Source organism: Microbispora sp. NPDC049125 (genome assembly GCF_040802045.1).
Classification (GTDB): domain Bacteria; phylum Actinomycetota; class Actinomycetes; order Streptosporangiales; family Streptosporangiaceae; genus Microbispora.
Genome location: NZ_JBEZDW010000018.1, coordinates 35,834 through 47,723 on the forward strand (window position 1 = coordinate 35,834; position 11,890 = coordinate 47,723).

Annotated in this window: 11 protein-coding genes; 7 read left to right on the forward strand and 4 right to left on the reverse strand. The window is 67.2% G+C overall.

The window, feature by feature from the left end:
- Window positions 1-26 precede the first annotated feature (26 nt).
- Window positions 27-2,444, reverse strand: a complete 2,418-nt coding sequence (locus AB0B72_RS21535; protein WP_367740646.1) for a ricin-type beta-trefoil lectin domain protein — start codon at window positions 2,442-2,444, stop codon at window positions 27-29.
- A gap of 380 nt (window positions 2,445-2,824) precedes the next feature.
- A complete protein-coding gene (locus tag AB0B72_RS21540; RefSeq protein ID WP_367740647.1) occupies window positions 2,825-3,172 on the reverse strand; it encodes a hypothetical protein in 348 nt (115 codons plus the stop codon).
- Between the two features lie 167 nt (window positions 3,173-3,339).
- On the opposite strand from AB0B72_RS21540, the gene AB0B72_RS21545 reads away from it, so the two are divergent.
- The 5 genes from AB0B72_RS21545 to nfi all read left to right on the forward strand — a co-directional run bounded on the left by AB0B72_RS21545 (window position 3,340) and on the right by nfi (window position 8,023).
- Window positions 3,340-5,943, forward strand: a complete 2,604-nt coding sequence (locus AB0B72_RS21545; RefSeq protein ID WP_367740648.1) for an RHS repeat-associated core domain-containing protein — start codon at window positions 3,340-3,342, stop codon at window positions 5,941-5,943.
- 21 nt (window positions 5,944-5,964) lie between these two features.
- Window positions 5,965-6,354: a hypothetical protein gene (locus AB0B72_RS21550; protein ID WP_367740649.1), complete on the forward strand. Its 390-nt coding sequence runs from the start codon at window positions 5,965-5,967 to the stop codon at window positions 6,352-6,354.
- A gap of 71 nt (window positions 6,355-6,425) precedes the next feature.
- Window positions 6,426-6,629 (forward strand): hypothetical protein, encoded by a 204-nt coding sequence (locus AB0B72_RS21555; RefSeq protein WP_367740650.1) that lies wholly within the window; start codon window positions 6,426-6,428, stop codon window positions 6,627-6,629.
- A gap of 80 nt (window positions 6,630-6,709) precedes the next feature.
- On the forward strand, window positions 6,710-7,162 hold the full coding sequence (locus tag AB0B72_RS21560; protein ID WP_367740651.1) for a hypothetical protein: 453 nt from the start codon (window positions 6,710-6,712) through the stop codon (window positions 7,160-7,162).
- A gap of 177 nt (window positions 7,163-7,339) precedes the next feature.
- The gene (gene nfi, locus AB0B72_RS21565) at window positions 7,340-8,023 is read left to right on the forward strand and encodes a deoxyribonuclease V (RefSeq protein WP_367740652.1); all 684 of its coding nucleotides are present in this window, start codon (window positions 7,340-7,342) and stop codon (window positions 8,021-8,023) included.
- A 702-nt stretch (window positions 8,024-8,725) separates the two neighbouring features.
- Here nfi and AB0B72_RS21570 read toward each other — a convergent pair.
- Window positions 8,726-9,352: a TetR/AcrR family transcriptional regulator gene (locus AB0B72_RS21570; protein WP_367740654.1), complete on the reverse strand. Its 627-nt coding sequence runs from the start codon at window positions 9,350-9,352 to the stop codon at window positions 8,726-8,728.
- A gap of 117 nt (window positions 9,353-9,469) precedes the next feature.
- Between AB0B72_RS21570 and AB0B72_RS21575 the strand changes: the two genes are divergently transcribed.
- On the forward strand, window positions 9,470-9,973 hold the full coding sequence (locus tag AB0B72_RS21575; RefSeq protein ID WP_367740655.1) for a cupin domain-containing protein: 504 nt from the start codon (window positions 9,470-9,472) through the stop codon (window positions 9,971-9,973).
- 71 nt (window positions 9,974-10,044) lie between these two features.
- On the forward strand, window positions 10,045-10,806 hold the full coding sequence (locus tag AB0B72_RS21580; protein ID WP_367740656.1) for a MerR family transcriptional regulator: 762 nt from the start codon (window positions 10,045-10,047) through the stop codon (window positions 10,804-10,806).
- Window positions 10,807-10,912: 106 nt separating this feature from the next.
- Here AB0B72_RS21580 and AB0B72_RS21585 read toward each other — a convergent pair whose 3' ends face one another.
- The gene (locus AB0B72_RS21585; protein WP_367740657.1) at window positions 10,913-11,866 is read right to left on the reverse strand and encodes a hypothetical protein; all 954 of its coding nucleotides are present in this window, start codon (window positions 11,864-11,866) and stop codon (window positions 10,913-10,915) included.
- Window positions 11,867-11,890 lie beyond the last annotated feature (24 nt).

Consider the following 11,890-nt stretch of genomic DNA (forward strand, 5'->3'; position numbering starts at 1 on the left):
TTCACTGCCGGCGTTTCACCGCCGGCTCAGGTGCGCGACCACTTCTGGTTCGCTCCGCCGTTGCACGTCCAGATCTGCAGTTGCGTACCGTTGGCGGTGCCGCCGCTGGTGGCGTCCAGGCACTTGTTGGAGCCGGTTCCGACGATCGTGCCGTCGGAGTTGACCGTCCACTGCTGGTTGGTGCCGCCGTTGCAGTCCCAGATGTCGACCGCGGTCCCGTCCGCCGTGCCTTGGCCGACCACGTCGAGGCACTTGGTGCCGTAGACCATCAGCTGCTTGGACGACGTGAGGGTCCAGGTCTGGTTGGCGCCGCTGTTGCAGTCCCAGAGCGCGACCCGGGTGCCGTTGGTCTGGACCGCGTTGGGGACGTCGACGCAGCGGCCGGAGGCCTGGCCCCTGATGGGCCCGACGGTGCCGCCGCCTACGTCACCGCTGGTCGGGGTGACGGAGAGGTTGTCGAACATGTCGGTCTGGTATCCGACCACTCCCAGCCCGACCTGTCCGGTGGAGTAGGAGCCGTCCGTCACCGAGCCGAGCGTGGCGCCGTCGACGGCGGCGGTGATCTGGCTGCCCGAGAAGCTGAGCGACATCGTGTGCCAGGTGTTGGTGCCGAGCGAGCTCCGCGTTCCCGAGGTGAGGGTGCTCACCGTGCCGGAGGTGGTGCTCTTCGCGATCGACCAGGCTCCGGAGCTGTTCAGCCGCAACTGGTAGGCCGCCTGATGGCTCTGCGGCCGCTGCTGGGTGCCGGCCCGCCCGAGAAGCGTGACGGTGCCGGCCTGCTGGAAGTCGACGTCCACGCTGACCTTGTAATTCCTCCAGGTCGTATCGCCAACCAGGCCGAAGGCGTCGCTGTCGTCCTGCCATTCGATCGGCCGGGCCGGGGTCACCTGCTGCAGGCACTGACCGGTGCGGCCGGCGGTGCAGGGCCGTACCTCGAAGGAGCCCTGCATGTCGGAGAAGTACTTGGCCTCGGTCCGGGAGGCGTAGGCGTCGAAGTCGTCGGAGTACGGCAGGGCCAGCGACGCGCTCGCCGGGCCGGCCGCCGTCCCCTTGCCCTGACCGGTCGTCGTCGTCACCGAGTAGATCCGGTTCGGCTGCATGGTCAGCGAGTACGAACCGTTGCTCGGGGTGATGTCCGGCTGCCTGACGAACCAGTCGGCCGGGTTCGAGGAGCCGACGTTGGTCGACCACACGTGCACCGTGCCGGTGCTCAATCCGCCGGTCACGTTGACGTTCACCGTCTGCGTGGTCGACGAGGTGGTGGTCTCGTAGATCGTCGAGTAGTCGGTGTTGTTCGTGGACTTCAGGGAGATGTAGCTGCCGTTGGCCCGGTTCCCGCCGAGGTAGCCGCTCGCGGAGCCGGTGAGGAAACGCCAGCCCGGCTGGGTGAACTGGGCGACCTGGGCGTTCGTCCACAGGCTGCGGCCCAGCTGGTACGCGCCGGACCAGGGCGAGTTGGCCACCGCCAGGGCGGTGGTGTTGAAGGGCAGGTTCGGGTAGAGCGCGGCGATCAGCGGCCAGTTGACGAAGCCCGTCATCTGGCCGTCGAGGTAACCGCGGGTGATGCTGCGGATGTACGGGGCCGAGCCGGTGATGTAGTCCTGCGATCCGAATTCGCTGTTCCAGATCGGCTTGCCCGTGGCCACGGCGTTGGCGCTGGACGGGCACGAGGTGGCGTCGCCCAGATAGCCGCACAGGTAGTGCGACCCGACCACGCCGACCGCGGCCTTGAACGCGGGGTCGCTCTGCATGTCGTCCGCGGTGGACAGGCCGAAGCTGTCGTCACTGACGATCTGCACGCTGCCGTAGCCGTTGGAGTTGAGGGCCGACCGGAGGTTCTCGTACCAGCTCTTGTTGTGCCCGCGCTCGTTCCATCCGCCGATGTAGCTGATCGTCAGGCCGTGTTGCTTGGCGCAGTTGAGCCAGGAGATGTCGTAGTTGATCATGTCCTGGGACCAGAAGTTCCCGCCGCCGATCCAGCCCGGCGCGGTCCACGGCAGCGCGATCAGCTTGATGTTCGGGTTGCGCGCCACCGCCTGCTCGCCCAGCCAGAACTCGTAGCCGACGTTGCAGTTGATGTCGCTCCGCGCGTGCTCGATGCTCGGCTCGGCGCCGTCGGTGGAGTTGGCGTCACCGCCGATCTCCAGCTTCAGCAGCTGCACCGCGGCGCCGTAGCCGGGCTTGAACAGGTAGTCCAGGATCTGCGAGCGCTGCGCTTCGGGGTAGTCGATGAGCAGCCGGGAGTTGCCGCCGCCGCCGCTGATCGCCCCCACCCCGTCGAACGTGCGTCCCGTGGAGCCACCGTTCACCGAGACGGTGGTCGTGGCCGCCTGGGCGGCAGGCGCTGTCACCACCACCGCGCCGGCGCCGGTCACGGCCGTCGCGATCAACGCCATGAAGAGGCGGACCCATCTGTTGTCGCCGATCGATCGACGTTCACGCATGAAAGACCTCCGGGGGTGCCTGTGGTGGAGGGATGAATGACGACGCGGGCCGGACGAAAGGGGCGGCTGCCGGCCCCGCTGGATTCAGGGCGGTTGGCCGCAGCATGCTCGGCTCGACGCTGTCCGTCGCCATGTTTTGTTGAAAGCCGTTTGAAAATGTCAAAGCGCTTGGGGTCTGTCAAGACATGCTCTGACTGATGTGATGGCTCCTGCACGTGGATGAGCTGGTACACAGCGGACACACGCATGTCGGCCGCCGCCCGCCGTGAATGTTTCAGGCGCGTACCTACGTGCGGTGATGGTTGATCATGACAGAGATTGTTAGAAACGAGCCGTGCCCCGCGGCCATGCGCCTGCGCTTCGAACCTTCGTGGTGCGGCTCACCCGGGCTGGTTCAGGACCAGTCGCAGGGTGAAACCGCCGCCGCCCTCGCCTTGACGGCCACTGAGGCCGATCGCCTGGAGACGCGCCACATCGGCCCGGACACCGGGATCCACGCGGCGCAGATACCACTTCTCCAGCCGATCCGTATTGACGTAAGCCGCGTACGTCGCCGTCTCGACGTCGGGAAGCGCCGTGCGGAAGGCCGGGTCGTCGGCGAGCCCATGCTGCTGTACGAGCTTGTTGGAATACCTCTGTGAATCGGCGAAGACAAGGCCCTGCCTGAAGTAGCCCGAGCCGATCGGCAGCCCGCCATCGGTGATCATTTTGGAAACCTTGTACTGCACGTCCCCGGCCTTCCCCGAGCTGCTGCGCGTGACGAACCCCGCAAGACCGGCATGTACGACGGCTCCACCTCCGGCGCCAAACTCGCGGACGGGATGTACGACACCCTCTCGAACGGCACCTCGGTCAAGGGCCTGCCAGTCACCTCCACCACCATCACCATCCCGCGGTGGAGGGCAAGCTCGCCGGGACCTACCAGTACGGCAGCGGCTTCAATACCGACGGCACGCCCAGCTCGGCGGGCATCCCCGCCGCGGGCGGGCTCACACGGGAGGTGATGCTGTACGGCTACGACGAGCTGGGCGACCCGACCACGACGCGGGGTCGGACCACCTACGTCACCGACACCAAGTACTCCAAGCTGAGCCAGCCACTGTGGCAGACCCTCCGGTCCGACACCAGCTCCAAGCGGGTGATGCGCTACTTCTACTACGACGAGGGCTGCTCCGCCACGCCGTCCACCTCCGTCCTCGGCGGGCCCGCGCCGTACTGGTCGTCGTTCACCTACGACGCCACCGGCAACCGCACCCGCGAGGTGCGGCACGACGCCGGTGGGGACGTCACCCGCACCTACAGCTACCCCGGCGCCGGACAGCCCCAGCCGCACACCCTGAGGTCGGTCACCACGGCGGGCGGGCCGGACGACGGGCGGACCGACGGCTACGGCTACGACGCGATCGGCGACACCACCGGCCGCAAGGGCGTGACCGGGCAGCAGACGCTGGAATGGGATGCCGAAGGCCATCTGACGAAAGTCACCGAAGCGGGCAAGACCACCAGCTACCTCTACGACGCCGACGGCAACCGGCTGGTCAGCCGCGACCCCACCGGCACCACCCTGTACCTGCCCGGCCAGGAAGCCCGCCTGGACACCGCCACGCAGGCCACGTCCTGCACCCGCACCTACACCCACGGCGGCGCCGCCGTGGCCGTACGCACCAAGGCGGGGCTGACCTGGCTGGCGTCCGACCACCAGGGCACCACCACCGCGTCGGTGGCCGACTCCACCCAGGCCGTCGCACTGCGCCGCCAGGACCCGTTCGGACAGCCGCGCGGCACCGCGCCCGCCACCTGGCCGGACGCCAAGGGCTTCGTCGGCGGCGACCTGGACGCCTCAACCGGGCTCACCCATCTGGGCGCCCGCGACTACGACCCGGCCACCGGCCGCTTCGTCTCCGCCGACCCGCTCATCGACGTGGCCGACCCCCAGCAGATGAACGGCTACGCCTACGCGAACAACAATCCCGCCACCCTCAGCGACCCCGACGGTCTGATCCCCGAGGACTACGCCAACGGCCAACACGGCGGCTACAGCGGCTGGCAGCAGGACGTCGCCGCGGCCAAGGCCCACCGTCCCATCAAGTCGCACCCCAGCTACCGTCCGATCGGCCACTACGGCGCCGCCCCCGCCTACCACGCACCCAAGCCGACCTGCGGCACCTGGAACTTCGGCTGCCGCGCCCGTGCGGCCGTCAGCGCCGCGGGCCAATGGGTGGCTCAGCACAAGGCGGTCATCGTCTCCACCGTCGTGGCCATCGGCGTCGGGGTGGCGTGTGAGGCCGTCACCGCCGGAGCCGGCAGCATCGGCTGCGCCATGCTCGCCGGTGCCGCCGGCCACCTCGTCGCCGACGCCATGCAGGGCAACATCCACAATGTCGGCGACGCCCTCACCTCCGCCGCCCTCGGCGCCGCCGAAGGAATCATCGGCCTGGGCATCGGCAAAGCCGTCGGCGCCGCTGTCGAAGCCGCCGCGCCCTCCATCCGCACCGCCCTGGGCGGCGCAGGCAAAGCCAGACCGCTTTCATCGGCGGCACGCTCGTGTCACAGCTTTGATCCCGCCACCCGGGTGCTGATGGCCGACGGCACGACGAAACCGATCGGCAAGATCGAGGTCGGCGACAAGGTCACCGCCACGGACCCGACCACAGGCAAGACCACCGCCAAAACCGTCACGGCCCTGCACCGCAACACCGACACCGAGCTGACCGACCTCACCATCACTGTCAGCAGGACCGGCAAGAAGACCACATCGACTCCCCGCTCGACCGGCGAGCACAGCCGGGCGCGGGCCATCACCCGTGGCGCCCTCGCCCTGACCCTCGCCACCGGTCTCGCCGGCGCTACGCCCCCCGCCCACGCCGCAACCGACGGCACCGACACGGCCCGGATCACCCTCCACACCACCCAGCACCATCCCTTCTGGGACCTCGATCACAAGGCATGGGTGGACGCCGGCGATCTCACCACGGGCCACCGCCTCACTACAGCCGACGGCACCCCCGCCACCGTCACCGCCGTTCGCAACCACACCGGCCGCAAGGCCATGAACGACCTCACGGTCGCCGAGGTCCATACGTACCATGTGCTCGCAGGCACGACTCCCATCCTCGTCCACAATTGCAACCTGGGGACCGTGAGCACCGGGCAGTCTGTAGCGAACAACCGGGCGGCTCTGAATATTCATGGAAGCGACGGCTTCAGCGGAGTTTACGATCCGGCCGGCAGGAATTTCCATGCGAGGCTCAGCGGAGGCGGTAATCCACTAGTGAGCCAGTTTGGCGGGCATGCTCAGATCAACCGCGAGGTGTTCGGTGGGTCCGGGAGCACGGTTGGATTCGCTGTGATAAAAGGAGGGGATGGAACCCTTCAAATGCGGTGGAACTCCCGTAGCGTGAACGAACGCAACTTCGGCGATCGGGCAGCACCCATGGGACATCGTGACCTGATAATGGACGCACTACGAGCCGCGACAGGGATGGAGGTAGCTGGATAAATGTACGAGTCTCCAAGTTTCATGGGTGGGTTGCATCTACCCGAGGAGTTACTGGAAACAATCGCCGACGGGCGGTGGAAACCGCCGCAGAATACCGACATCCTTCGACGCATATTTGGGGACGAGCCAGACGGGCCACAGTTCTACGACTTCGCCACGATGGTCGCTCAGAATCGGTTCTTCCATAGCAAATCGGCGGCAGAACTCGAAGAGGATGTCCCCGGCAGCAACCAAGGACTTGGGATTGATCCGGCACTTGCCGTTCTCATTGGTTCATTAGGGACCGACATGCCGATAGCGCTGGACTATCGCACAGGTCGGAGCACCCCTCGAATCATCTACCTGATGCCCGATGGTTGGCGCGAGGTGGCGCCCGACTTCGCCACCCTGGCTCGGCAACTAGATCTATGAATTCGTGCACGATGGGCGCGGATGTAGTCTGCCAGACGGGTCAGGACACCAGCCGGTAAGGAAGTTGCACCATGGTCGAATCACACAAGCCGAATCCCGAGCTGATCAACGAAGCCCGTCGCCATCCGGGGGGTTGGGTCTACGAAATAGACGGTTATTTCGCCCCGGATCAGAGGGTTCCTCCCGAGGCGATCATCGGCGCGTGGAAGGTGGATGAGGCGGGAAATCTGACCGGTGAGTATCGCCCCAATCCCCGATACGGAGAGGGAAGTTGATTTAGATCACCTTCGCCACCTGAGCAGCGCACGATCTTCTCACAAGGAACAGTAGCCCGCCACCACAGGGGGAGGATATTGTGTGGAAAAAACTTTTCGGACGCCACGCTGGGCGGGTCCAGCCCCCGGATGAGGAGCGGCTCCGGTTATGGGTTGAGGAGGTGCTGTGGAACCCTGACGACCGTTGGGTGCTGTTCAGGAACGGCACCGTGGTCTTTGCTCGCCATCTCCCGGGGGGAGACATCGAGAAGGAGGCGCGGACATTCCTGAGTGAGAATGGGCGAGTGGTACCCGGAACCTCCTTGGGAGACTTCGGCGTCCACGACGCCGTTCCCACCGGCTGGCTGGTCATCGGCGACAAGGAGGGAATGGCGACCTACGTCCATCCGACAGAGATCGACAAGGACGACCACCTCTCGGTGGGCCTGCTGGGCCGGAGCAAACGCCATCGGGACTGTCAGGAGCTCGTAATCGTTCACGTTCAAGCACTGATCTCGGATCGCGGCGACGCTACCAAGCCGGGCTCAAGATAGGGTCTTCCTGCCGGAAGAGACCCATGGCCGCGGGGTGCTTCTCCGATCGGTCATCTTGATGCCGGCGGCAAGGTCACAGCCCACGATGAGATCTCGGAGAATAGCCCATGTTCACGCGGCTTCGGCGGCTTCGGGTCGCAATGCGGCTGGGCTGGCCGGCGAGACGGGGCTGGGCTGATGGAAGCGTATGAAACATCGCTCGATCCTGCCGACGCTGCGCGCTTGCAGGCGGTGCTGCGGACGAGAATCGACTTGACGAACAGTCTTACGACTGCTCCTGAGTTGGTGGCAGGGCTGGATGTTTCATACGAAGTCGGCACCCAACGCACCGCGGCTGCGGCGGTCTTGATGGAGTTGCAGACCCTTGAGATCCGGGAGACCGCCATCGCCTACGGCGAAGCAACCTTTCCCTACGTCCCAGGGTTATTGGCGTTTCGCGAGGCGCCTATTCTTCTGGAAGCGCTCGAAAAACTCGCGGCCCGGCCAGGCGTGCTTGTTTGCGACGGTTACGGGATTGCCCACCCCAGACGATTTGGGTTGGCGTGCCACATGGGTGTATTGACGGGCTTGCCATCTTTTGGTGTAGCCAAGTCACCCTTCGGTAGTGCATTCGATGATCCAGGACCGCGACGAGGTGAATGGGCGCCACTTGTCGAGGGTGGCGAGATGGTTGGTCGTGTGCTGCGCACGCAGACCGGAATCAAGCCGGTCTTCGTATCTGTCGGGCATCGAATCGGCCTGGATCAGGCGACCGACCTGACACTGACGATGAGCCGCCAATATCGGATCCCAGAGGCGATCCGCAAGGCGGACTTCCTTTCACGCGAAGCATTACGAAAGCCGCCCAAGCGCTGGGTGTAGGGATGCACAAGCCTGGGCGCCATGTTCGACCACTCATGCTCCTCACGGCTCACACAGCGAAGGCGAGACTGGACCCCGCACCTGAGCGAGTCCCATTCGACCAAGGGCATTCACCTCAACGCCCTTAGTCTGACTGGCCAAAAGAATACGATTGGTAGCTGCCGGCAGGCGGATGGCAGCCGCTGTCCGCTCGCGAGCGACACGACGCACGGCTGTACGGGAGCCGGCCGGGCCCCGGACGGTACGAGGTGACGAGGCCGGCCGGCCGCGCGTGGGCACTCAACCGTCTCCCCGCCCCCGTAGGAGAGGAGACGGCCGAGAGCCCGTTTCGCGCGACAGGTTGGATCATGGGGTATCGCAGGGTGCGGTATCAAGCGATTTACTCGCATTTCCGGTTAACGAAGCGTACCCGTCCTCTTCGCGAGCCCGCAGAATCATCGTCGTCGCAGTTCAGGGACCCCATATCGGCCTATGTCGCCTATTGTGACCTCACTCACAAGTATCGCGAGAAAAGCGTCCAGACCTCGTTGAGAAAATATCTAGACTTCTCTGTGACGACTGGTTCGACCTCAGCCATTTCATCCTGATTTGCCAGGACGGCCGGACGGCTTGCACGATCTCGGCGTGGAGGTCGTCTGCGGGGACGGCGAGCAGGTCGACCGGCTCTCATACGTATCGCCAGGCGGTGGTGACGGGACCGCATCACGTAGCGGTGAGAAGGGCGGACGAGATCCGCTCGGTGAGCCATTCCTCGGCCTCGTCCCATGACCAGCCCAGCTCGGACGCGCACAGGTGCCAGGAATGGTGGCCGAGGAAGAACCACAGGATGTCGATCGCGCGGCGCCGGTCGACGGCCGGCTTGAGTGCGCGCATGGCCTCCAGCCGCTCAGCCGCCTCCCCCAGCGCCCGGCGGTAGAGCTCGTTGGACCGGGCGAGGGTGCCGGCCGCCGCTTCGTCGAGAGCGGCGGCAGCGAGCATGACCCGCACGATGTCGTGATGACGCTCGTTGTCGACGCGGACGCCATGCGTGACGACGCGAATGACGTCTTCGGGGTCGGTGCACTCACGTACGGCGGCCAAGGTCTCGTCGACGATGGGGTCGCGGGCGGCTTCGTCGATGATGGTCGCCAGGATCGCGGCCTTGCCACCGGTGCTGGCGTAGACGGTGGGAACCGCCGCCGAGGCCTCGCGGGCGATGTCGTTGACGGTGACCTTGCCGTACCCGTGCTCGACGAAGAGGCGTATGGCGGCGCGCAGGATCGCCGCCCTCGTCTGGGCGGCCGAATCGGCTCGGCGATCTGCCCGGTAGGGCCGGGAGTGGGGAGTCATGTCGCGTCCCTGCTGTACGTTATTGGATAGAGGGTGCCTATATTGAATACGGACGTCCTCTGTCATCATCGTGCCGCATGCGCCACGTTGTCACCTCGAATCGGGAGCACCTCACACATGAGCCATCTGATCACCTCCTCCGCGAGCGCGCAGGAACGCGAGTTCGTGCTGGGCCAGGAACTGCGCGTCACCGTTCTGACCTCCGCCGCGGAGACCGACGGGCGCCACGACTTCACGGACTCCGTCCAACCGGCCGGGGCGGCGACCCCCCTCCACCTGCACACCAAGTACGAGGAGCGGCTCTGGGTCGTCTCCGGCTCAGTGACCGTATGGGCCGGCGCCGACACCCTGACCCTGCGATCGGGCGACTACTACGCGATCCCGATGGAGGTCCCGCACGCGATCAGGTCCGGCCCCCATGGAGCCCGCGTGCTCAACGTCACCTCGCCCGCGGGGTTCGCCGAACTCATCGCCCGATCCGGGACGCCCGCTCATCTCGCCACATCGGAGACCGAGTTCAACGCGGAGCTCTTCATGGCGATCGCCGCCGAGCTCGGTGACGTGGTGCTCGGTCCGCCGGGAATGGTCCCGGCCGACCTCGCACGGTCCACAGACGCCTGAACCACTGACAGCCGTACGCTCGGCTGGACGGGCTTGCACCTGCCCCTGCGGGAGGTTCTAGCGTTGGCGACGTGATCGGGACAGACGACACGGGCCGCAGGTGGAGCATCGGTGAGCTGGCGCAGGCGAGCGGGGTGACCGTTCGCGCGCTGCATCACTACGACGAGATCGGACTGCTGACCCCCGGCGAGCGGACGGCGTCGGGGCACCGGCGCTACACCGAGCGCGATCTGCGGAGGCTGTACCGGCTGCGGGCCCTGCGCGCGCTCGGCCTGTCGCTTGAGCAGATCGCGGGTGTACTCGCGGACTCGGCGGACGATCTGGCGTCGATGCGCGACCTGCTCGCCACCCAGCTGCGCAAGCTGGAGGAGCACGCCGTACGCGTCGAGCGGCTCCAGCTGCGGATCCACGGCCTGCTCGACCAGATCGACGGCTCGTCGATGCCCGATCCGGACCAGTTCATGGCGACCTTGGAGATGATTTCAGTGTTCGAGACGTACTTCACGCAGGAGCAGCGCGAGCAGCTGGCGGAGCGCAGGGCCGAGCTCGGCCCCGAGGCCGTCGAGGCGGCGAAGCGCCAGTGGGCCGGGCTCGTCGAGGAAGGCCTCGGGCACCTGCGGGAGGGCACGCCCGCCGACGACCCGCGGGTGCAGGATCTCGTACGGCGCTGGGACGCGGTCGGCGCCATGTTCCACAAGAGCGAGGAGACCAAGGCGGCGGCCCTCGGCATGTGGCGCGACAACAGCGCGGAGATCAGCGCGCCCCTGCCGTGGCCCGCCGACCAGATGCGTGCCTTGGTGACCTACATGGAGGAGGCCCGCCAGGCCGGCTGACTCCGCACCGGTCTGTCACCTCCAGGCCCCTCGCCCGCAGTGCGCGGCGGCCTCGCCGGAGACGCGCCGCCCGGGCCCGGCGCGGATCATGAGCGAGGGACGGCGGTCAGAGCTGCTCGGCGAGACGGGCGAGGAGGCGGGCGAACTCGGGCGGCGGGGCGACGACCAGCCGGGTCTGGCCGTCGTGGCTGATCAGGTCGGCCTGGATGCGGGTCAGCCGCTCGCGGTGCCACCAGTACACGTGCGGGCTGAGCCCGTCGGGCCGGGCCGAGCACTCCCGCTGGGCGAAGATGCGCAGCCGCTCGATGGCCCGGACCACTCCGATGCCCGCGACGGGGTGGGTCGCGGCCATCCCCCGGTGCGGGAGGGCCACCAGCATGCCGTCATCCGGCACGGAGACGTGGTCACCCAGCCGCCGCAGGTGGGCCGCCGCGCTGGGCGCAGCCAGCAGCGACACCTCCGTCCCGCCGAGATCGAGCGGGGTCACGGTGGGCCACTCGTCGGCCAGCGCGTTCTCCACGGCCACGTCGAGCGCCTGCGCCGGCGGGATCGGCCAGCAGAACGCCTCCTCCGGCCGTACGGGACGGGCGCCGACGGTGAGCACCTCGATCAGGTCGGCGCTCAGGTGGCGGCCGATGATGCGGGAGGGGTCGGGGATCTCGGGATCGTCGGCCGCGTGGACACGGGTGCGCAGCAGCGCCCGGATCGGCGTGAGGTTGCACGCGTCGAACGGCTCGCCGGACACGGCGTGCGCCAGGTGCTCCGACACCAGCATCGGCCAGTCCTCGCGGGAGCGCCGGGCGGCCTCCCGGCGCAGGCCGACGAGGTTCACCACCCGCCCCGATCCCCTGCCGTCCGCGACGCCGCCGGCCGGGTCCAGGAAGACGCCGCCGGCCGGGGCGCCCAGCGTCAGCGATGTGCCGTCGGCCGCGAAGTCGCAGGTGTGCCCCATCGTCTCGGCGACCAGCGCGAGCAGGGAGTCGAGGTCGACCTCCTCGACGGACCTCGGTGCGGGATGGTCCGGCCGGCTCCGGCCGAGCAGTCGCCGCAAGAGTCCCAACGCACCATCCCTCCGCCGCTGCCC

Coding starts and splice junctions, on each gene's coding strand:
- AB0B72_RS21535 (WP_367740646.1), bottom strand. CDS start 2,444: ATGCGTGAACGTCGATCGATCGGCGACAACAGATGGGTCCGCCTCTTC.
- AB0B72_RS21550 (WP_367740649.1), top strand. CDS start 5,965: ATGGGTGGGTTGCATCTACCCGAGGAGTTACTGGAAACAATCGCCGAC.
- AB0B72_RS21555 (WP_367740650.1), top strand. CDS start 6,426: ATGGTCGAATCACACAAGCCGAATCCCGAGCTGATCAACGAAGCCCGT.
- nfi (WP_367740652.1), top strand. CDS start 7,340: ATGGAAGCGTATGAAACATCGCTCGATCCTGCCGACGCTGCGCGCTTG.
- AB0B72_RS21570 (WP_367740654.1), bottom strand. CDS start 9,352: ATGACTCCCCACTCCCGGCCCTACCGGGCAGATCGCCGAGCCGATTCG.
- AB0B72_RS21575 (WP_367740655.1), top strand. CDS start 9,470: ATGAGCCATCTGATCACCTCCTCCGCGAGCGCGCAGGAACGCGAGTTC.